Below are 19,547 nucleotides of genomic sequence, written 5' to 3'. Positions count from 1 at the left end.
TCTTGATGTCCCTGCCGACTGAACAGCGGGGCCATCGATCCCGTACCGGCGGGTGAACCGGTTGCATACATGTATGTGGGGACGCTGTCCTTCGACCTGCTTCTCGGCGACGTACGGTCGCTGAAGGAGAAGCGCTCCGTCGTCCGTCCGATCGTCGCGGAACTCCAGCGGAAGTACGCCGTGAGCGCGGCCGAGGTGGATCACATGGACCTTTATCGCAGGGCCCTCATCGGTCTCGCGATGGTGTCCGGCGACGCGGGGCACCTGACGGACGTACTGGACCGGTGCGAGCGGCTGGTCGCCGGCCGCCCCGAAGTGGAGCTGCTGTCCGTGAGACGCCGCTTCCACGGCGACGACGACTGACCGAAGAACGTAGACAGGAAAGAACGGGAGACGGACCAGTGGCCGACAACGCGCGGGCTAAGAGGCTGGCGGACCTCATCCGAGAGGTGGTGGCCCAGAAGCTGCAGCGCGGGATCAAGGACCCGCGGCTCGGCTCGCACGTCACCATCACGGACACCCGGGTGACGGGCGATCTGCGGGAGGCGACCGTCTTCTACACCGTGTACGGGGACGAAAAGGAGCGGGCGGCCGCGGCCGCCGGTCTGGAGAGCGCCAAGGGCATCCTGCGCTCCGAGGTCGGCAGGGCGGCCGGTGTGAAGTTCACGCCGACCCTGACCTTCGTCGCCGACGCCCTCCCGGACACCGCCCGGACCATCGAGGACCTCCTCGACAAGGCGCGCGCCTCCGACGAGAAGGTGCGAGAGGCGGCCACCGGCGCCGCATACGCCGGAGACGCCGACCCGTACAAGAAGCCGGGTGACGACGAGGACGACACCACCGAATGACCCAGAAGCACACTACGCCCGACGGCCTCGTCATCGTCGACAAGCCGTCGGGCTTCACTTCGCACGACGTGGTCGCCAAGATGCGCGGCATCGCCAGGACGCGCCGCGTCGGCCACGCCGGCACCCTCGACCCGATGGCGACCGGCGTCCTCGTCCTCGGCGTCGAGAAGGCGACCAAGCTCCTCGGGCACCTCGCGCTGACCGAGAAGGAGTACCTGGGCACGATCCGCCTGGGCCAGACGACCGTGACGGACGATGCCGAGGGCGAGATCACGGGGTCGGTCGACGCCTCGAAGGTCACCCGGGAGGCCATCGACGCCGGTATCGTCAAGCTGACCGGCGACATCATGCAGGTACCGTCCAAGGTCAGCGCCATCAAGATCAACGGTGTGCGCTCCTACAAGCGGGCGCGGGAGGGCGAGGACTTCGACATCCCGGCCCGCCGCGTGACGGTGTCGTCGTTCAGCGTGTACGACGTCCGGGACGCCGTCGCGGAGGACGGCACGCCCGTGCTCGACCTGGTCGTGTCGGTGGTCTGCTCCTCCGGCACCTACATCCGCGCCCTCGCCCGCGACCTGGGCACCGACCTCGGCGTCGGCGGCCACCTCACCGCGCTGCGCCGGACGCGCGTCGGACCGTACAAGCTCGACTCGGCCCGTACTCTCGACCAGCTCCAGGAGGAGCTGACCGTCATGCCGATCGCCGAGGCCGCGGCGGCCGCGTTCCCGCGCTGGGACGTGGACGCCAGGCGGGCCCGGCTGCTCACCAACGGTGTCCGGCTCGACATGCCCGACGTGTACGCGGGCAGTGGCCCGGTGGCCGTCTTCGACCCCGAGGGCCGCTTCCTCGCGCTCGTGGAGGAGCAGCGGGGAAAGGCGAAGAGCCTCGCCGTCTTCGGCTGACGGCTCGGGACTGCCCGTGGAGCGGCGGTCACGGGGTCGTGCACTCCCGCCGCTCCACGGTCCCCCTCGGTTCCCCCATCCCTAGGGTGTATCCAACGACCCCTTCCCGTTCACCCGTCCGGGCAGGCGCTCGGAGTGAACCGGGGGAGTGCAAGGGGGCGCGTTGGGCCCGCGATCTGTCCGTCTGATCATCCCGCCCCTACCGTCGAATGCAGGGCACGTGTACGACGGGGAGGTTCGACCATGGCGGTACGGGGCCGGCGGACCGCACCGCAGGCCGGCTCGCGTGAGAACACCGGGCGCGCGCCACATCACGACGCCCTTGTACGCATCCACGACCTCGCCGGACGCCCGCGCGGTACCGGTGTCGTCGCCGACCACCACGGCACGGTCCTCACCAGCCACGAAAGCGTCGACGGGCTGACCCGCCTCGTTCTCCACGACGCCGGGGGCCGCAGCTGCGTCGTCACCGCCGACGCCGTGACCCCACTGCCCGAGCTCGACCTGGCTCTCGTACAGACCGAGGGCCTCGGCGCGAACCCGCTCCCCGTCACCGTGCGGGACCGCATCGAGAGCGGCACGTATGTGCGGATCGCCGCCGGCGGCTGGCGTGAGGCCCGTGTGCTGGGCGCGACCAGCGTGACGTACACGGCCACGGACCGGTTCCATCTCCTCGACGATGTACTGGAGTTGGCGATGGGCACAACCGGTAGGGACGCACTGCGGCTGGGCGGCGGCGCGGCAGGGGGACCGGTCGTCGACATCACGACCGGCGCCGTGGTCGCGATCCTCGGCACCGCCCTGCAGGCCGGTCACCGCGACACCGGCTTCGCCGTTCCACTGCACCGCACCGAGAGCGGCCCACTCGCCGACCTGCTCGCCCGCAACGCCGCGACGGTGCCTGCGTACGGGGCCGACCTCAACCTTGCCGGAGTGCTGGAGCTGACGGGCACGTCGGTGGGGCAGGACGGGCCGGGCGGGGCGGTTGCGGGCCGCCTCGGGCGGGTGGACGGTGGGGCGTACGAGGGCCGCCTTGGCGGGGTGGGTGCCGGGGCGTTTGCGAGCCGGCTCGGCGTGGATGATGGGGCGTTTGTGGGCCACGCCAGCCGGGTGGGCGTCGGCGCGTTCGACGCGGTTCAGCCGGTCGAACGGGTCGCGACGATGCGGGAGTTCGCCGCGTTCACCGCGGGCCCGGCCGTCGTCCTCGGGCTCGTCGGGTCGCCGGGCAGCGGTCGTACGACGGAACTCGCGGCCCTCGCCGACCGCCGCAGCCGGGGCGCGGAAGCGGCGCCCACGCTGTGGCTGCGCGGCTCCGACCTGAGGGACGACGACGCCTCGGTGGCGGACGCCGCCCGCCGGGCGCTGACCCGGGCGGCCCGTATCGTGGCGGCGTCCGGCGCCGCCCTGCCCACCGATCTGCGGCATGCCGATCCCGACGGCTTCTCGGTGGATGGCGATGACGCCGATTCCGGGAGCCTGTGCGGCGATCCTGACGCCCCCGACCCCGCCGACCTGGGCGACATCCGGCCCGAACGGGTCGCCGCCCTGGCTCGTGCCGCGGGCCGGCCCCTGTTGTTGCTGCTCGACGGTCCCGAGGAGATGCCGCCGGTTCTGGCTCACCGGCTGCCCGAGTGGACGGACGGGACGGTGAGGTGGCTGCGGGAGACGGGGGCGCGGCTGGTGGTCGCGTGCCGGGCGGAGTACTGGGAGCGGGCGGGGGCGGAGTTCCCGCGGGAGTTCCTTCATACGGGCGGGCAGTACGACGAAGGCCCCGGCAACCTTCCGCCCTGCGTCCACCTCGGCGACCTGGGCGAGGCCGAGGCCTGCGAGGCCCGCGCCCGCTACGGCCTGCCCGAGGATGCCCTCACCGGCCCCGATGCCCGCCACCCCCTCACCTTCCGCCTCCTCTCCGAGGCCCGCGCCGCCCTCCCGGATGCCCCCGTCGCCACTCCCGTGGACCGGCACGACGTCCTCTCCGCCTATCTCGACCTGATGTGCCTGCGTGTCGCGGTCCGGCTCGCCGCCGAGAACGGCCTGCGCGGCACCGCCGTACGGCGCCTCGCGGCGAGGGTGGCCGGGCAGGTCCACGAGGCCGCCCGGCGCAGCCTCGGCCCCGGACAGGGCGAACTGGACCGGGAGTCGTTCGAGGCCGTCTTCCCGTGGGGACCCGCACCCGCTCGGCTCGGCGGCGGAGCCGGCTGGGCGGCCGCCGTCCTCACCGAAGGCCTCCTCGTCCCCGCCGGCACCGGCTACCGCTTCGCGCACGAGGAGCTCGCCGACTGGATCCAGGGCACACACCTCGACCTCGACGAGGCCCTGCGCGCCCTGGTCCACCGCCCCCTCACCCCGCACACCCCGCACCCCCTCCCTGTTCCGCACCACCGCATCGGCCCCGTCGTCCAGGCCCTCCTCCTCGTCGCCCGCCAGCAGGGCACCCGCCAACTCGCCCGCCGCCTGGAGGAGCTGGTGCAGGCCCTGAACGCCGACCCGTGCTCCTGGTGGGCCGCCCGTCTGCTCGCAGAGGTCCTGCGCGGGGTGCCGGACGCCACGCCGTACGTCGGTGCCCTGCGGCTGCTTGCCGACGGCATCGCCGACTGGCGGCGGCAACAGCGGCCCGTGCCCGGGGAGTTCGGGCCCGCCTTCTGGACGGACCTGCCGCTGCCGGAGGCCGAGCGTCTCGACCTGCTGCGCCGGCTCGTCCGCGCCGACACCACCGCCGGTGGCGCCCGGTACCTCGACGCGGCCGCACACCTCCTCGCCGCCGACCCCACCGCCGTACAACCGCATCTCGCCCGCTGGTTCGACGACGAGCGGCCGTTGCCCGCGACCCCGCACGCCACCGTTGCCACGGCCGCACAGGCGCTGCTGCACACGCACCGGCACCGGGCGCTGGACGACCTCACCGAGGTGCTCGTGGACAGCGCGCACCCGCGCGGCGACGAGCTGCTCGCCGTACTCGCCGAGGAGGAGCCGTCCGCCGTGTGCCGGGCGGTCGACCGGTGGGCGCACGACGAGCGGCCCGCGCGGCGGGTGGCGGCGGTGGCGTACGGACTGCGCGCCGCCCCGCACGCGCGCACCGAGGCCGACCGGCAGCTCCTGCGCTACGCCGCCCTCACCCTGCTCGCCCGCCCCGCCGACGGCACGCTGCACGGCGGCGCGCTCGGCATCCTCGTACGGGATCCGCGCACCCGCGCCCGCCACCTTCCGCGGGCGCTCGAACACTTCGCGGCGGGCGATCCCCAGCTGCCGCCCAGCGCGCTGGCCGCGGCCCTGTCCACCCACCCGGAGGCGGTCCTCGACGCCTTCCGCATCCGGCTGCACCGGCCGGACGCCGGGGCGGCGCTGCTCGCGCTCGCCGACGTCACGACACCGGCGCTGGCCCGCCGGGTCGCCGATCTGGCACGGGAAGCCGTGGCGCGACACCCCGACCGTGCCGCGTCCGTCGCCGCGTACGTCGACCGGCGCCTCGACCAGGGGACCCTTGCCCGGACCGTACTGTTCCCGCTGGTCACCGGCGTACTGGACGGCGGACCGGAGCCGGTGCGGACGGCGCTCGCCGCCGTGCTCGCCGGCCCCGGCCCCCTGCGCCGCGAACTGCGCGCCTTCCTCCTCGCCCACGAGTGCACGCCCGCCGTCCTGGAGTCCCTGCTGCGCGCCGCCGCCCGGCACGACGCCGACGACCTGGGCGACCTCGTCCACCACACCGGCCTGCTCCTGGTCCGCACGCCGGACGGAGCCACCCGCTTCGACCGCGCCCTCGTCGACCTCGGCCACGAGGTGCCGGGCTTCGCCGCACGGGCCGCGGGCTGGCTGGCCGACGCCCCGCAGGACTGGGCCGTGGTGGTCGGCCCCAGCACCCGCCGGATGATCGAGAACCTGGCCGGCGTCCGGGTCCCCGCATGACCGGGGACCGGCACGTGCGTCAGGTCACAGCTCCCATGCCGATGCGGGCCGGACACCCGCGGCATGGCACCCTTAGACCTGCGTAAGAGGTAGACGGCAAGTACCGACACGGGTTCGAGGAGCGGTCACAGTGCAGCGCTGGCGTGGCTTGGAGGACATCCCCGAGGACTGGGGACGCAGCGTCGTCACCATCGGCTCCTACGACGGTGTCCACCGCGGACACCAGCTGATCATCCGGCATGCCGTGGAACGCGCCCGCGAGCTGGGCGTTCCCACCGTCGTCGTCACCTTCGACCCGCACCCCAGCGAGGTCGTCCGCCCCGGCAGCCACCCCCCGCTGCTCGCCCCGCACCACCGCCGCGCCGAACTGATGGCGGAGCTGGGCGTGGACGCGGTCCTCATCCTCCCCTTCACGACGGAGTTCTCGAAGCTGTCGCCGGCCGACTTCGTCGTCAAGGTCCTGGTCGACAAGCTGCACGCCAAGGCGGTCGTCGAGGGCCCCAACTTCCGCTTCGGCCACAAGGCCGCGGGCAACGTGGACTTCCTCGCCGAGCAGGGCAAGGTCTACGACTTCGAGGTCGAGGTCGTGGATCTGTACGTGACCGGCGAGGCGGGCGGCGGGGAGCCCTTCTCCTCGACGCTGACCCGGAGCCTGGTCGCCGAGGGCGACGTCGAGGGCGCCGCGGAGATCCTCGGGCGTCCGCACCGGGTCGAGGGCGTGGTCGTGCGCGGCGCCCAGCGGGGCCGCGAGCTGGGCTTCCCGACGGCGAACGTCGAGACGCTGCCGCACACCGCCATCCCGGCCGACGGGGTCTACGCGGGCTGGCTGCACGTGGAGGGCGAGGCGATGCCGGCCGCGATCTCGGTGGGCACCAATCCCCAGTTCGACGGCACGGCTCGCACGGTCGAGGCGTACGCCATCGACCGGGTGGGGCTTGACCTGTACGGGCTCCATGTCGCCGTCGACTTCCTGGCCTTCGTACGCGGGCAGGCGAAGTTCGACACCCTGGAGGCCCTGCTCGAGCAGATGGCCGACGACGTGAAGAAGTGCCGGGAGCTGGTCGCGGCGGCGCAGTAGTCGGGCGTACGACGCCAGTAGTCGCGCGTACGACGCCGAAGGGCGGCCGGTGCCTACGGGGCACCGGCCGCCCTTTATGTGGTGGCTGCGGTTACTGCTGGGGCGGTTGCTGACCGGGCTGCGGCTGCTGGGGGTGGCCGGGCTGCGGGTAGGGCTGGGCGCCCGGCTGCTGGTACGGCTGGCCCGGCTGTGGGTAGGGCTGGCCGGGCTGCGGGTATGGCTGCGGCTGGCCGGGGTGGGCGGGGGGTTGTCCCGGTTGACCCGGCTGCGCGTAGGGCTGACCCGGCTGCTGGTACGGCTGTCCCGGCACGGGCTGGCCCGGCATGGGCTGACCTGGCATGGGCTGACCTGGCATGGGCTGGCCCGGGAGCGGCGGCGCGGCCACGGGCGGCGGGTTGCCGTCGCTCGTCCACAGACCGTGCATCTGCTGGTGGCGGACGAAGTCCTCGGCGACCATGGCCGCGAGGTTGAAGTACGCCTCCCGTACCTTGGGCCGCATCATGTCGAGGTCGACCTCGGCCCCGGCGGCCAGGTGCTCGTCGAAGGGAACGACGACCACGCCCCGGCACCGGGTCTCGAAGTGCGTCACGATGTCCTCGACCTTGATCAACTTGCCGGTCTCGCGCACACCCGAGATGACGGTGATGGACCGGGAGACGAGGTCCGCGTACCCGTGCGCGGACAGCCAGTCCAGTGTCGTACTGGCGCTGCTCGCACCGTCCACGGACGGCGTCGAGATGATGATGAGCTGGTCGGCGAGGTCGAGCACACCGCGCATGGCGCTGTAGAGCAGACCGGTGCCCGAGTCGGTGAGGATGATCGGGTACTGCTTGCCCAGGACGTCGATCGCGCGCCGGTAGTCCTCGTCGTTGAAGGTCGTGGACACGGCCGGGTCGACGTCGTTGGCGATGATCTCCAGACCGGATGCGGCCTGCGAGGTGAACCGCCGGATGTCCATGTACGAGTTGAGGTACGGGATCGCCTGGACGAGGTCACGGATGGTGGCCCCGGTCTCGCGGCGTACGCGGCGGCCGAGCGTACCGGCGTCCGGGTTGGCGTCGATCGCGAGGATCTTGTCCTGCCGCTCACTGGCGAGGGTGGAGCCCAGTGCGGTGGTCGTCGTGGTCTTGCCGACGCCGCCCTTGAGGCTGATGACGGCGATGCGGTAGCAGGACAGCACCGGCGTCCGGATCAGCTGGAGCTTCTGCAGCCGCTCGGCCTCTTCCTTCTTGCCGCCGAACTTGAACCGCGAGCCCGCGGTCGGCCGGCCGCTCTTCGGCTTCTGCCGCTTGTTGTTGAGCAGTCGGTCGGAGGACAGCTCCACGGCCGCGGTGTAACCGAGCGGCGCGGCACCGGGATTGGTGGGCTGCCGCTGGTCATGCTGCACGGGCTGCGGCCACGCAGTGCCGGCTCGGGGGTCTACGGGCGGCTGGTGCGGGGCTTGGGGCTGCTGCGGAGGCTGGGGCTGCTGTGGGATCTGCGGGGCGAAGCCCTGCGGGGTTCCTTGAGGGGCGCCGGCCGGGTTCTGGGCGTCGGGCTGCGGCTGCGCCGGCTGTGCGGGCACGCCGGGGTGCCCCTGCTGCCCGGGCTGCTGCTGCGGGAAGCCGTAACCGCCGGGTTGGGCGGTGGAGTTGGGGGCGGGAGGGGTGTTGGGGGTGGCGCCGGGCGGGGGGAAGCCGTAGCCGCCCGGTGTGGTGGCCGGGGCCTGGGGGGCGGAAGGTGCTTGTACCGGCTGGGGGTTGGCGGCAGTGGGGGCTGGGGCGCCGGGCTGGGGGAAGCCGTAGCCGCCCTGGGCGTTGGGCACGCCGGGGGGCGGGAAGCCGTAGCCCGGCTGAGGGTTGGGTGTGGGTGCGGAGCCCGGCTGCTGGGCGGCCGGAGCCGGGGTGCCGACCGGCGGGAAGCCGGGGGCGGGCTGCGGTGCGGCGGGCGATGGGGCCGGCGGCGTCGGTGCAGGCGGCGGAGTCCAGGCGGCCGGCGCGGGCTGCGGCGGCCGCGGCTGGAAGGGCGGCTGCTGGGGCGGCACGGGCGGCTGCGGCTGCGCGGGCGCGGCTGGTTCCGCCTGCTGCGGCTGGGGCTGCGCGGGCCACTGGGCGGCGGGTGCCGGGGCCGCGGGCTGGTACGACGGCGGCAACGGCGGCAGCCCGACCTGCGGCGCCGGCGGGGGCGTCCAGGCCGACGGCGTGTCCTGCGGCGCGTCGGACGGGGCCGGTACGGCGTCCTCTGGGGTGCTGTCCTGGGGTGCGTCGTCGTGAGGCGTCGCGTCCGAGGGCATCTCATCCGCAGGCGCCGCATCCGACGGCGCAGCGTCGGCCGGCACGGCATCGGACGGTTCGGCAGCCGCGTCGTCGGAGAACTCGGCGTCGGACGGCTCGGCGTCGGCGGGAGCGGCGTCCTCCGTCTCGCCGTCCGCGGCTGTCGCCTGTCCGACGACCTCCGCCTCGGCATCCTCCGGTTCCGCCCCGGCAGGCTCCGCGCCCTCCAGGTCGACGTCCACGGAGGTCACGTCGTCGACGTCGTCCGCGGCAGCGGCGGCAGCGTCGTCCTCGTCAGCCGCGTCGCTCGCGTCCGTGATCTCTTCGGAGGCCTCTTCCTCGACGTCGGCCGGGGAGTCCGCCTCGTCCTCGCCCACCGCGACCTGCGATGCATCGGCAGCGGCCTCTGCCTCAGCCGCGGCAGCAGCCCGCTCCTGGATCTCCCGCTTCAGGGCGACCGAGGAGAACCGCATGGTGGCGCCGCTCTCCAGGTCACCGTTCCCGGAGTCGGCCTCGTCCGAAGCCTCCGCGGCCTCCGCGGTCTCCGAGTCCGCCGGCGACGCAAACCCACCGACCGGAATGCTCGGCACGGCCGCAGGAGAGGTGGGATCAGCAGAAGCGCCGTCCCCGGTCTCCGCCTCGGGCCGCTGCGGCTCGAACCCACTCCCCACCGGAAGCCCGGGCACGCCGGCCGGCCCACCGGTCGGCGGCGCGGGCGGCGTGTACGGCGCCCCGGGAGCCGGCGCCGGAGGCGTGAAGGGAGCCCCGGGCGCAGGCGCCGGCGGAGGAGGTGTGAAGGGCGCTCCAGGAGCGGGCGCAGGCGCGGACGCGGGCGGAGGCGGTGTGAAAGGAGCCCCCGGAGCCGAGTGCACCGGCGGAGTCAACCCGGGCAGGTATTCCGGCGCTGAAGGCGCCGAAGGAGCCGAAGAGGAGGGCGACGGAGAACCCGCGGAAGGCGACGACGAGGACGAAGCCGACGACGAACCCCCCGAGGCATTCTGCGTGTACCAGGCAGGCGGCGCATAGTCGATGGTGAACTCGCCCGTCGTCTCGACGGCGGACTCCGCGTCGGGCTGGTCATCGCCGGGCGTTGCCCAGCCCCCGCGGATCCCGTCCCGATCGCTGCTCACAGTTCCTCCTGGTGTGGTCGAGCACCCTCATGCCGTGCTGGGGCGACCAGTTCTTGTCGTCCGTACGTGTTCGAGGTCGTCCGATCCACCGGCTCTCCCCCTGCAGACGCCGACGCCCGCTCCACGGGTTCTGGCGTCGCGCCAGGTCCCAGCCTAATCACCACAGGGCGACCCGGCAGGGCCGTCCACCCTCATCGCCCGCCCGCGACAGACGCAACCTGTCAGCTACAACCGTACGCGCCACCACACCAGCAAATAAACCGGGAAATAACGGCGCCAGGCCGCTCACGATTGGACATGAAACCCCCTCAACCACCCCATGACGGCCAAGGAGTCGAACCGTCAGTCCCTCAGTCCATCCGCCGCGCCGTACCCAACAATCCGATCTCGGCGTCCGTCGGCTGCGTCATCACGTATTGACGGTCCCGTTCCGTGCACCACAGCGTCACGCCATCGGCGAGCGTCGGCAGGGACTCGTACTCGGCGCGGGGCAGTCCCGTCACACGCCCTATCTCCGCCGCTTCGTCAGGTGAGACTCGCTGCACGCCGACGAGACGCGCCTGGCGGAGCAACCGCGGTGCGACCGGGCTCAGATACGGCAGGAGCGTCAGCACCGACTGCCAGGGCGCCGACGCCACGCGCCCGCGCGGTGGACGCATGCCGCAGTCACGGATCACGAGAACAGGCCCGCCCGCAGAGGCACCCTGCGGGGGCACCCGCCCCACGTCGTGCACGGTCATCCCGGACTGGCCGCCGCCCACCGCCTGGACCACCTGCGCCCATTGCTGTGCCCTGCCGGTCTCCACGGTCACTCGCGCTCCGGTCGCCGCCGCCCGCAGCGCCAGCACCTGCGCCGTCCACAGACCGCCGATGAGCACGATGTCGTACGGCGTGGGACGGTTCACCCCGAGCACGGCGGGCTGACCCTCCGCGTTGACGCCCACCACGACGCCGTCGTCCCCGATGGGCAGGGACAGCGCGTCGACCTGCTCCACGGGCAGCGCATGCCGCGAGTGCCGAGGGCCCAGCAGGCCGAAGCCCGTGCGCAGGCGCTCCGCGAAGCCGGTGCCCTGCGCGCCGTCGGCACCCGCCGGGGAGGTACGGGTGGATGTCGTCATGGCCATCAGCGGGCACCTCCGAGCGGCAGAGTGGCGAGAACGCCGGGGAGTTGTTCCCGGTCCAGACGTGCAAGGCCCGTCCGCATCTGCCGTGCGCAACGCTCGAGGTCACGCCGCGACGTGGCCAGTTCGCTGCTGCTGCGGCCGGTGATCCGCACATGCCCGGTGACCGAGACGTCCTGCCGATCACCGCGGGCCAGCGTCAGACTGAACGTCGTCGCCAGCGCGGGCACCGCCGTCAACTGCGCCACCAGCTGCGGCAGTCCGACGCCGGAGGAGCCGCCGAGCGGGGGCCAGCGGCGCACCCAGTAGGTGGTGTGCCGGCGGTTGTCGCAGCGCCAGCTGCGGCTGGACTCCTCGGTCCGCCGCCGGGGCGCTTCGCTCTGCCCGGCCTGGGCCGTCACCATCGGGTTGGCGCAGGCCGAGGTGGCGATGGCGGAGGTCACCTCCTCCTCCGTGAGCACGCTCACCCGGAACCCGGCACCTGTCAGTCGGCTCGACAGATGCTCCGCCGACCGCACCAGGCACTTCTGCGCCCCGACGAGCCCACCGCCGCGCGCGGCCACGGCCTCCGGACACAACTCGGGATCCAGCTTCAGCGCGATCCACATGATGCGGACCGCGGGGGAGGCGGTCCCCGCCTGGAGCTGTGTGTAGTTGGTCACCACGACCGACTGCTGGGGCAGATGCGGTGCGGGCGCGGGCTGGGTGTGCACCACGATCTGCGCCGACTCCAGACGTATCCCGTCCACGTCCAGGACGTCCCGCACCAGCGCCACAGGCAGCGGTCTGAGGCTGCGCTCGGCGCGCAGGGCACCGGCGTCCGCCTCCACCTGGAGCACCGCGGTCAGGAAGCCCCCGTCGCCCACCATGCCCACCGGCCGCTGGTCGCGGTCGTCGCCGCGGCTGTAGCTGTACGTGCGCAGGCTCGGGTCGCACTCGACGGCGGGCGCCAGCCCGGCGTCGGTGCCGGGCGGTACCGGCGTGTTCCCGGCTCTCCGGCGGCGGGACCGTAGGGCCTGCACGCCGGCCAGCCACTCGGGCAGGGAGCGCCCACGGTGTCGTACGACCGCAAGCACCACGAGAATCACGGCGACGACGGCCGCCGGCACCAGCGCATACGTGCCGATGACCCAGCCGCACGCCACAAGCGCCGCCGCCAACTCCAGCAGGACCAGCCGCTGCACCGCGAACGAACCGCCGCGGCCCGAACGCCCCCTCAGCTGGAGCGTGACAGCACTGCCGACGGCCGCGGCCGGACCCGTCGTACGAGGCGCGGCGGGCGCGGGGCCGTGGGAATCCGGCCGGCCGTCGCCACCCGATCGCGCCCTCGATTGCGATCGCGACCCGGCCCGCGGTGCGGAAGCCATCACTCCAAACCCCCCGAACTCTCCCGAATTCCCTTGCGCTCAGGGCCCTTGAGGCCCGTAGCACCCTACCCGTGCCACAGGCACTGCCACGCAACAGGCATAGTAGGGGCCGGGTCTGACAACTGAGTCACCAGAGGCAACCATGGGCGGGGGGACGGATCTTCACGGGTCCCCCATGGCTCCGCAACGGGGAGTGAGCGGACACAGATGGCATCACGGCGCGATGAACTCAACGCCTACACCTTCGCGAAGCGCCGCACACTCGCGTCGTTCCTGCAACCTTCGCCGTCGGGTTCGGAGGAGGGCGCACCGAAGCCGCTGAGCGCGGTCTGGCCCGGCGTCGTCGTCGGCGTGGTGATCCTCGCGGTGTTCGGCGCCATCGGCCTGTTCAGCCCCACGGCGCCCAAGGGCTGGGACTCGCCGGGCGAGCACGTCATCGTCGCGAGCGACTCGACCACCCGCTACGTCGTGCTGAAGACGGACGGCAAGAAGCAGCTGCACCCGGTGCTCAACATGGCGTCCGCCAAGCTGCTCCTGGACCCGAACAAGAACAGCATCATCACCGTCGACGAGAAGGTCCTCGACAGCGGCAAGCCGCCGCACGGCGCCACGATCGGCATCCCGTACGCCCCCGACCGGCTGCCCTCCGACGGCGAGGCGGAGACCGCCAAGCGCTGGGCGGTCTGCGAGCGCCCGGGCGACGGGGGCCGGGCCATCCAGAAGGCGGCGTTCGTCCTCGCCGAGAAGGAGTGGTCGAAGACCGAAGGCGGCAACAAGCTCTCCGGCGGCGACCTGATGTACGTCGTCGCCCCGGACGGCAAGACGCAGTACGTCGTCGACTCCCGCGGCTCCGCGTACCAGCTCGCCAACCCGACCGACAAGGAACTCCTCAAGGCCCTCGACACCCAGGGCCGTGACCCGCAGCGCGTATCCCAGGAATGGCTCGACACCCTGCACAAGGGCGACCCGGTGTCGATCCCGACGATCACGGAGGGCACGCCGGGCGAGCCCGCGGGCGCATCCGACAGCCTCGGGGAGTACGACAAGGTCGGCATGGTCATCAAGGCCTATGACGGCACGCGGATGCAGTACTACGTCGTGCTGCCCGGCGAAGTGGCCCGTATCTCCGAGTTCACGGCCACGCTGCTGCTCAACAGTGGCGACCTCGTCGCCGTCGGCCAGGCGGGCGAGGCGCAACAGGTCAGCCCCGGCGCCGTCGTCGACAGCACGACGTTCCTCGGCGACAGGAAGTGGCCGACGTACAGGCCGAAGACGGTCAACACCGGCGCCGGCACCACCACCGGCCGCAACGCCGTCTGCAACGTCCTGCGCTCGGTGAACGCCGACAGCGGCGCGACGACCCTGTCCACCTGGGTGGGCACCGAATTCCCCGCGCAGCTGCCCACCGGCTCCTCGAGCGCGTACGTCACCCCCGGCTCCGGGCAGCTCTACCGCCAGTTCAAGGGCACGGAGACCAAGGCAGGCAGCGTCTTCCTGGTCACCGACACCGGCCTGCGCTACGCCCTGCAGTCCAACAGCGACAGCGCCACCGACGACAAGGGCATCGGCACCTCGGCCGAGCAGCGCAAGCAGGAGCTGAACGAGGCCAGGATCGCCCAGACACGGCTCGGCTACGAGAAGGTCGACCCGACGCCCATCCCCGCGGCGTGGTCGACGTTCCTGCCGACCGGCCCGCGCTTGTCGGAGGCTGCGGCACGTCAGCCGCAGGGTTCGTAGCGGTGCGTGTGGAGAACGAACTCATGCTGAATTCAACCGACTTGAAGCCCAAGGTCCGTACGACCGTGGCGGCTCTCCTCGCCACGACAACTCTCACGGCGACGACTCTGTTCGTCCTCCCGGCCCCCGCGGCACGGGCGGACGACAGCGGCCAGTGCACCTTCCCGTCCAAGAAGTACGAGGGCCGCCCCTGGGCGCTGCAACGCGTCAACCTCGACGAACTGTGGGCGCAGTCGAAGGGCGAGGACGTCCAGGTCGCCGTGATCGACACCGGGGTCGATGTCAAGAACCCGCAGTTGAAGCCGGCCGTCGACGCGTCCAAGGGCAAGAACTTCCTCCCCCCGAAGAACGCCAAGGGCGAGAAGATCGAACGCGGCAACGCGCAGGGCACCACAGATCTCGTCGGCCACGGCACGCGCGTGGCCGGCATCGTCGCCGCTCGCCCCGCCAAGGGAACCGGCTTCGTGGGCCTGGCCCCCGAGGCCACGATCATCCCGATCAAGCAGAATGACGCGGAGGGCAACGGAACGGCGGACAGCCTCGCGGACTCGATCCGTTACGCGGTCCAGGCGGGCGCCGACGTCATCAACATCTCCCAGGACACGGCCAACGCCGTCGAACCGGACCCGCGCCTGAAGCAGGCGGTGGACTATGCCCTGGCCCAGCGAGTGGTCGTCGTGGCCTCCGCGGGCAACGACGGCCTCGGCGGCAACGTCAAGGTCACGTACCCAGCGTCGTACGAGGGCGTCCTCGCGGTGGCGTCCTCGGACCGCAACAACGAGCGGGCCCCTTTCTCCCAGTCCGGCGAGTTCGTGGGCGTGGCGGCACCGGGCGTCGACATGATCTCCACAGTCCCCGGCAACGGCCACTGCTCCGACAACGGCACCAGCTTCTCGGCCCCGTACGTCGCCGGCGTTGCCGCCCTGCTGAAGGCCAAGTACCCCAAGTGGACGGCCCAGCAGATCGTCGCCCAGATCCAACAGACCGCGGAACGCTCCATCCCCGGCCACGACCGCCTGGTCGGCTGGGGCGTGGTCGACCCGGTCAGGGCCCTGACGGACGTGGACCCGGCGAACCCGGTGGAGTCCCCCAGACCCGAGAACGGCGTGGCGAAGGGAGAGGCACCGTCGGTGGCGCCGGTGCACTTCGGGGAGACGCCGGAGGAGCGGAACACGCGGCTGGGCACGTACGTGGTCGTGGGGGGCCTGGTGCTGGTGGCCGGCCTCGGGGGGACGGCGGTGGCGATACGGGATGCGCGGCGGCGTCGGCGAGGCATAGGAGACACGGCATGCTGACAAAACTGTCGGTAATCCTTTTCGTCCTGTCCGCGGTGCTGGTCGCCATGGCCTGCGTGAAGGCGGACCGAGTCCGCGCGTGGCGCGAGTCGCTCAATCCGTCCGCGCCCGAGGTCCCTGATGTGGCGTTCGTCGTCGCTCGCATCATCCTGGTTGGCGTCGCGGTGGGCGGCGTCGTCGTGGGAATCCAAGGCCTGACAGTCGAGGACGACTCGAAGTGGAGCGACAACGAGCTGACAAGCGCGGTAAGGGGCGCCACGGAGGCACTGGACGGCAGCTTCACCTACGGCAGCTCGCTGGAGGGCGACGCCCCTGCCGACTTCGAGGGCGAATACGCCACGAACATCGAGGACGAGGTCGTCGAGCACGGTGGCGGCGACGCCCCCCAGTTTGGCGTGGAAGCGGCGGTTACCGGCCAGACGACGTCCGACGAGGCCTACTACCGGATCACGGCCAGTGGGGCGGGGGTGTCCTTCTGCATGCACGTCAAGCGCACACACGAGGGTTACATCGAGACGGTGGCACCTGGACTCTCGGGCGACGCGGCGGTGGTGAAGGAGCCGAAGTACACGTTCGCGGTGTCGAGCCGTGTGGGGGAGTGCTGATCTCCGCCGCCGAGGGACGGGGGGAACGGGAGCGATGGGACGGATACCGAAGAGGCTGCGGCTTCCCCTGGCCGGGGTCCTGGCGCTGGGCCTGCTCGCGGCGGCTGGCGTGACGCTGATGCCGGGCGACGAGGGCGGCCATCTCGCCGCCAACAGGGCCCAGTTGAAGAAGGCCTGCGGAGGCCTGCTGCCGTACGACGAACTCCGCGACCACGTACCGGACGACGTACGAGGAACGCTCGACCAGTACGGCACCCTGCTGCAACCCGGTCAGGAGAGTCGCTCGCTGCTGAACTGCACCCTGGACTGGGAGGAGCGCGGTGGTGTGCACGTCGAGGCCGCGACGCTCGTCAACCACCTTCCGTACGAAATGAAGACAGAGGACCTCCTGGCGCCGGGCTACGAAGCTCCCGGCGTCACAGGCCGCGAAAGCGACGACAAGGGCAGGCCCTGGATCGTCGCGGAGTGCCCGAAGGGCCTGACCGGGCGCGCGCGCCCGGCGTCACAGATGTACGTCTCCGTGGGAATGGACAAGGTGCCCGTCCGCACGGAGTTCCGCATCGCCGTACATGTCGCCAACGCCATAGCGGAACGGCAACACTGCGGAACCACATCCACGCCGTCCGGCACTGCGTTGAATCTCCCCAGCCAGGTGATCGACACCTACGAGGAACACGACGCGAACGGCGGTCCGGTCGACGAGGGGGATTACGACGGCATCCGCGTCGACGAGCCGGGCCGGGGCGCCAAAAAATGCGGATGGATGTCGGCCAAGGGATCGGCACCCGTGCGGGGCACCTGGACCACGACAGGCGATCTCCAGCAGTCCCGCCTGCTGAGCGTGTGCCGGGCCGATCGCCGGGCCGACGAATACGGCGACTACACCGACCCGCAGCCGGCCGACCTGGAGCCTGTCACTCTAGACGCCACCAGCTGGGTGGGTGAGCTGGGGCGCAGCGCGTACCGCGACTACGAGCGGGACGGCGAGTACCCCGGCTTCGACGACGAGTCGGACACCATCAGGGACGACGACGCGGAACTCGCCCTGTGGGCCCGCTCGGAGTGCGCGGGCGGCACGACGTACCACCGGGTCTCGGTGCGTCCGAACCTCGATGAGCACTCGGTGGACCTCGAGTACGGCGGGATTGACCTGACCCGCTCCCAACGTGCCGAACTCTCAAGTGCTGCAAAGAAATTGATGAGCAGTTACCTGAACGCCCCCGACGGATGGCCGAAGGCACAGGACTGCCACGGCACGAAGCTGCTCGGGGAGGTGGAGCAGTGGAGGTGAGACGAAAGCGGATCATCCGCAATACGGCACTCGTGACGGCGGGAGCGCTGGTGGTCCTGGGCGGGTCGGTCTGGCTGTACGGCATGAACGACCGTGAACTGGGCCGCGCCTGCGGAGGCATGCTGCCCGTGGACGATGTCCGTGCGGTACTGGGTGACGACCGCCTGGACGTGGAGAGCAGATCCGGCGACGGAATCGACACCTGCGAGGTGAGTGCGAGCACCGACGGCGGGGGCAGTACGAAGGTGAGCATCGTCGACACGACGTGGATCGGTGTGTACAGCCGGCTCTCCGTTTCCTTTGCCGGGGTCCCTGCCAATGACATGCTCCCCGTACCGATCGGAAATGGCTGGTTGGGCCTCTTCGCCGCGGACACCGCTCCCATCAATGACGGTGAGGCAACAACCACACTGCTCCTGACCTGCGGCGAGGGCAGCTCGAAAACGTCGGCGGGCAAGCCGGTCAAGGGCCTGGCGGTGACGGTCGAGACGGAACTCGACACGACCCTTGACAACCCGGCCAACCGCCCCGCCCACATACGCATTGCCACGGGTACGGCAGCGAAGGCGGCCAAGGCGTACGGCTGCGTGACCCACCTGGGCCAGCGCCGGGTCCGCACGGTCGGACTCCCGGTGACGGAAGAGGAGTTCGAGCCCCTGTCAGGTGCTTCCGGCACGTGCCTGGGCATCCGCCCGACCTCCGACGTCACGACGGCCTGGGAGACCGCCCGCGACAGAGCTCCCCTTGAGAAATGCCGCCTGGGCGACGACGGCGTGGGCAACCACCGCTACTCCCTGGTGGCTTACTTCGGCGCGTACGCGGCTCAACTGAAGGCCGGCTACAAGGAAGAGCTCCGGTACACCTCGGACCCCACACCCGCCGACGCACCCAAGGGGCGACTTCCGGGAGACGGATCCTACTGGGGGTCCGCCGCGTGCCCGGCCGACGCGGAGCGGGCGGTCTTCATCGTGTCCCGCACACGGGACACTGACGGACAACGGGCAACGGAAGCGGAGCGCGAGTACGCGAGAACCGCCCTCCGAACCTTCGCCGAACGCTCTTCGAAGGCGCATGGCTGCTTGGCGCCTACAACTCCGTGACTCCGGGCAGACGGTTGGGGAAACCGAGTGCCAAGGCGGCGGCGAGTCGGGGTCCCGTCGGCCTCACAGCTTGCCGAAGATCACGCTGCGCCAGGTCCAGCCCGACTTGAGGATGGCGTCCTGCAGGGGGTTACGCAGGTCCGCACCGTTGAAGCGGAAAGTCTCCGTCGCTTCGAGGCCGCCGTTCTCCCCGCGTTCGATCGTGTAGTGGCGGGAGACGGTCCTGTCGGGCCCACGCGAGTACGCCCCTGAAATCTCGAGCCTCGGCGGATTCCCGACCCGGGTGACCTCCCACGATTCCTCGAGGGCGCGCACCTCCTGGTTCTCCGGGACCAGGCGCATACGGATCCGGACGGCGCGAGTCAGTTGGGACTGGACGAAGATGGCCTGCCAGGCGGGCTCCGCCATCCGCCACTCCGCCATCAGGTCGGCGCCCTCCGCGGCGCCGTTGCGGATGATGTACGGGACATCGGGTTGGTTGACGCCGAGCAGGGCTGCCCGCACCTCCTCGGCCGAACGCGGCGCGACACCGTCGTCGGGGTGCTTGGTTCCGGTCAGCTTGTCGAAGAGGCCCATGAGGTCAACCTATCCGGCATCCGGGTGCGGGTGCCGCGCGACGAACGCGGCACGCGGTGCGCCGGCCTCATCCGGTGGTGCGGGGCGCCAGCCTTCCGGCAGTTCGAACTGGATCGGTACGGGCAGGGCCGTGGGCATCTCGGGCCATCCTTTACGGCAGTGCATCTGCGGGGACGTGCATCAGAACAGGCTGCCGACCCCATCGGCGACCCACCCGGCTGCGTCCCCCACGGCGTCGGCGATCTTCCCCGGGTCGACGGTGACCTCGAAGCCGACGGCGTCACCGAGGATGGGGGAGACGCCCACTTTGGGGGCCCAGTGCCATGTGCGGTTGGCGTCCTT

Annotated in this window: 16 protein-coding genes and 1 pseudogene; 10 read left to right on the top strand and 7 right to left on the bottom strand. The window is 71.7% G+C overall.

Annotated elements, in window-relative coordinates; translation table 11 throughout:
- Positions 1 to 69 precede the first annotated feature (69 nt).
- From ACKTSN_RS13460 to ACKTSN_RS13440, 5 genes are all read left to right on the top strand, one after another.
- Positions 70 to 363 carry a DUF503 domain-containing protein gene (locus ACKTSN_RS13460; RefSeq protein ID WP_409469346.1) on the top strand — a complete coding sequence of 98 codons (294 nt, stop codon included), beginning with the start codon at positions 70 to 72 and terminating at the stop codon, positions 361 to 363.
- A gap of 38 nt (positions 364 to 401) precedes the next feature.
- A complete protein-coding gene (gene rbfA / locus ACKTSN_RS13455; protein WP_409469345.1) occupies positions 402 to 848 on the top strand; it encodes a 30S ribosome-binding factor RbfA in 447 nt (148 codons plus the stop codon).
- Entirely contained in the window at positions 845 to 1,750 is a 906-nt protein-coding gene (gene truB, locus ACKTSN_RS13450; RefSeq protein ID WP_409469344.1) for a tRNA pseudouridine(55) synthase TruB, read from the top strand. Before rbfA ends, truB begins: the two co-directional genes overlap by 4 nt.
- A 243-nt stretch (positions 1,751 to 1,993) precedes the next feature.
- Positions 1,994 to 5,653 carry a trypsin-like peptidase domain-containing protein gene (locus ACKTSN_RS13445; RefSeq protein ID WP_409469343.1) on the top strand — a complete coding sequence of 1,220 codons (3,660 nt, stop codon included), beginning with the start codon at positions 1,994 to 1,996 and terminating at the stop codon, positions 5,651 to 5,653.
- Between the two features lie 130 nt (positions 5,654 to 5,783).
- A complete protein-coding gene (locus tag ACKTSN_RS13440; RefSeq protein WP_409469342.1) occupies positions 5,784 to 6,731 on the top strand; it encodes a bifunctional riboflavin kinase/FAD synthetase in 948 nt (315 codons plus the stop codon).
- Between the two features lie 91 nt (positions 6,732 to 6,822).
- Here the strand turns inward: ACKTSN_RS13440 and ACKTSN_RS13435 are convergent, their stop codons facing one another.
- From ACKTSN_RS13435 to eccE, 4 genes and pseudogenes are all read right to left on the bottom strand, one after another.
- Positions 6,823 to 9,456, bottom strand: a complete 2,634-nt coding sequence (locus ACKTSN_RS13435; protein WP_431197163.1) for an AAA family ATPase — start codon at positions 9,454 to 9,456, stop codon at positions 6,823 to 6,825.
- Between the two features lie 528 nt (positions 9,457 to 9,984).
- A pseudogene (locus tag ACKTSN_RS47545) lies at positions 9,985 to 10,113 on the bottom strand (SCO5717 family growth-regulating ATPase); the annotation flags it as partial.
- A 350-nt stretch (positions 10,114 to 10,463) separates the two neighbouring features.
- Positions 10,464 to 11,237 carry a hypothetical protein gene (locus ACKTSN_RS13430; RefSeq protein ID WP_409469340.1) on the bottom strand — a complete coding sequence of 258 codons (774 nt, stop codon included), beginning with the start codon at positions 11,235 to 11,237 and terminating at the stop codon, positions 10,464 to 10,466.
- A complete protein-coding gene (gene eccE, locus ACKTSN_RS13425) occupies positions 11,237 to 12,601 on the bottom strand; it encodes a type VII secretion protein EccE (protein ID WP_409469339.1) in 1,365 nt (454 codons plus the stop codon). Before eccE ends, ACKTSN_RS13430 begins: the two co-directional genes overlap by 1 nt.
- Before the next feature lie 207 nt (positions 12,602 to 12,808).
- On the opposite strand from eccE, the gene eccB reads away from it, so the two are divergent.
- From eccB to ACKTSN_RS13400, 5 genes are read left to right on the top strand one after another with little or no spacing between them, the layout of a single operon-like run.
- The gene (eccB, locus tag ACKTSN_RS13420; RefSeq protein WP_409469338.1) at positions 12,809 to 14,338 is read left to right on the top strand and encodes a type VII secretion protein EccB; all 1,530 of its coding nucleotides are present in this window, start codon (positions 12,809 to 12,811) and stop codon (positions 14,336 to 14,338) included.
- Between the two features lie 23 nt (positions 14,339 to 14,361).
- Entirely contained in the window at positions 14,362 to 15,633 is a 1,272-nt protein-coding gene (gene mycP, locus ACKTSN_RS13415) for a type VII secretion-associated serine protease mycosin (protein WP_409469337.1), read from the top strand.
- Positions 15,627 to 16,238, top strand: a complete 612-nt coding sequence (locus tag ACKTSN_RS13410; protein WP_409469336.1) for a hypothetical protein — start codon at positions 15,627 to 15,629, stop codon at positions 16,236 to 16,238. The genes mycP and ACKTSN_RS13410 overlap by 7 nt, the downstream gene beginning before the upstream one ends.
- A 34-nt stretch (positions 16,239 to 16,272) precedes the next feature.
- Entirely contained in the window at positions 16,273 to 17,529 is a 1,257-nt protein-coding gene (locus tag ACKTSN_RS13405; RefSeq protein ID WP_409469335.1) for a hypothetical protein, read from the top strand.
- Positions 17,526 to 18,629: a hypothetical protein gene (locus ACKTSN_RS13400; protein ID WP_409469334.1), complete on the top strand. Its 1,104-nt coding sequence runs from the start codon at positions 17,526 to 17,528 to the stop codon at positions 18,627 to 18,629. The genes ACKTSN_RS13405 and ACKTSN_RS13400 overlap by 4 nt, the downstream gene beginning before the upstream one ends.
- Before the next feature lie 63 nt (positions 18,630 to 18,692).
- Here ACKTSN_RS13400 and ACKTSN_RS13395 read toward each other — a convergent pair whose 3' ends face one another.
- Genes ACKTSN_RS13395 through ACKTSN_RS13385 form a run of 3 tightly spaced genes read right to left on the bottom strand, consistent with a single transcriptional unit; the run spans position 18,693 to position 19,511 of the window.
- Positions 18,693 to 19,205: a hypothetical protein gene (locus ACKTSN_RS13395; RefSeq protein WP_409469333.1), complete on the bottom strand. Its 513-nt coding sequence runs from the start codon at positions 19,203 to 19,205 to the stop codon at positions 18,693 to 18,695.
- Between the two features lie 9 nt (positions 19,206 to 19,214).
- A complete protein-coding gene (locus tag ACKTSN_RS13390) occupies positions 19,215 to 19,343 on the bottom strand; it encodes a hypothetical protein (protein WP_409469332.1) in 129 nt (42 codons plus the stop codon).
- A 42-nt stretch (positions 19,344 to 19,385) separates the two neighbouring features.
- Positions 19,386 to 19,511, bottom strand: a complete 126-nt coding sequence (locus tag ACKTSN_RS13385) for a hypothetical protein (protein WP_409469331.1) — start codon at positions 19,509 to 19,511, stop codon at positions 19,386 to 19,388.
- Positions 19,512 to 19,547: the final 36 nt, after the last annotated feature.

The organism is Streptomyces flavusporus (assembly GCF_046267975.1).
Classification (GTDB): domain Bacteria; phylum Actinomycetota; class Actinomycetes; order Streptomycetales; family Streptomycetaceae; genus Streptomyces; species Streptomyces flavusporus.
The sequence above is the reverse complement of the archived record's forward strand: the minus strand, read 5'-3'. Positions and strand labels throughout refer to the sequence as shown.

What these genes read in the sequence shown, in the direction of transcription:
- ACKTSN_RS13430 (WP_409469340.1), bottom strand. Translation starts at nt 11,237, where the DNA reads ATGGCCATGACGACATCCACCCGTACCTCCCCGGCGGGTGCCGACGGC.
- ACKTSN_RS13410 (WP_409469336.1), top strand. Translation starts at nt 15,627, where the DNA reads ATGCTGACAAAACTGTCGGTAATCCTTTTCGTCCTGTCCGCGGTGCTG.
- ACKTSN_RS13395 (WP_409469333.1), bottom strand. Translation starts at nt 19,205, where the DNA reads ATGGGCCTCTTCGACAAGCTGACCGGAACCAAGCACCCCGACGACGGT.
- ACKTSN_RS13435 (WP_431197163.1), bottom strand. Translation starts at nt 9,456, where the DNA reads ATGCGGTTCTCCTCGGTCGCCCTGAAGCGGGAGATCCAGGAGCGGGCT.
- ACKTSN_RS13405 (WP_409469335.1), top strand. Translation starts at nt 16,273, where the DNA reads ATGGGACGGATACCGAAGAGGCTGCGGCTTCCCCTGGCCGGGGTCCTG.
- truB (WP_409469344.1), top strand. Translation starts at nt 845, where the DNA reads ATGACCCAGAAGCACACTACGCCCGACGGCCTCGTCATCGTCGACAAG.
- eccB (WP_409469338.1), top strand. Translation starts at nt 12,809, where the DNA reads ATGGCATCACGGCGCGATGAACTCAACGCCTACACCTTCGCGAAGCGC.
- ACKTSN_RS13460 (WP_409469346.1), top strand. Translation starts at nt 70, where the DNA reads ATGTATGTGGGGACGCTGTCCTTCGACCTGCTTCTCGGCGACGTACGG.
- mycP (WP_409469337.1), top strand. Translation starts at nt 14,362, where the DNA reads ATGCTGAATTCAACCGACTTGAAGCCCAAGGTCCGTACGACCGTGGCG.
- ACKTSN_RS13390 (WP_409469332.1), bottom strand. Translation starts at nt 19,343, where the DNA reads ATGCCCACGGCCCTGCCCGTACCGATCCAGTTCGAACTGCCGGAAGGC.
- eccE (WP_409469339.1), bottom strand. Translation starts at nt 12,601, where the DNA reads ATGGCTTCCGCACCGCGGGCCGGGTCGCGATCGCAATCGAGGGCGCGA.
- ACKTSN_RS13445 (WP_409469343.1), top strand. Translation starts at nt 1,994, where the DNA reads ATGGCGGTACGGGGCCGGCGGACCGCACCGCAGGCCGGCTCGCGTGAG.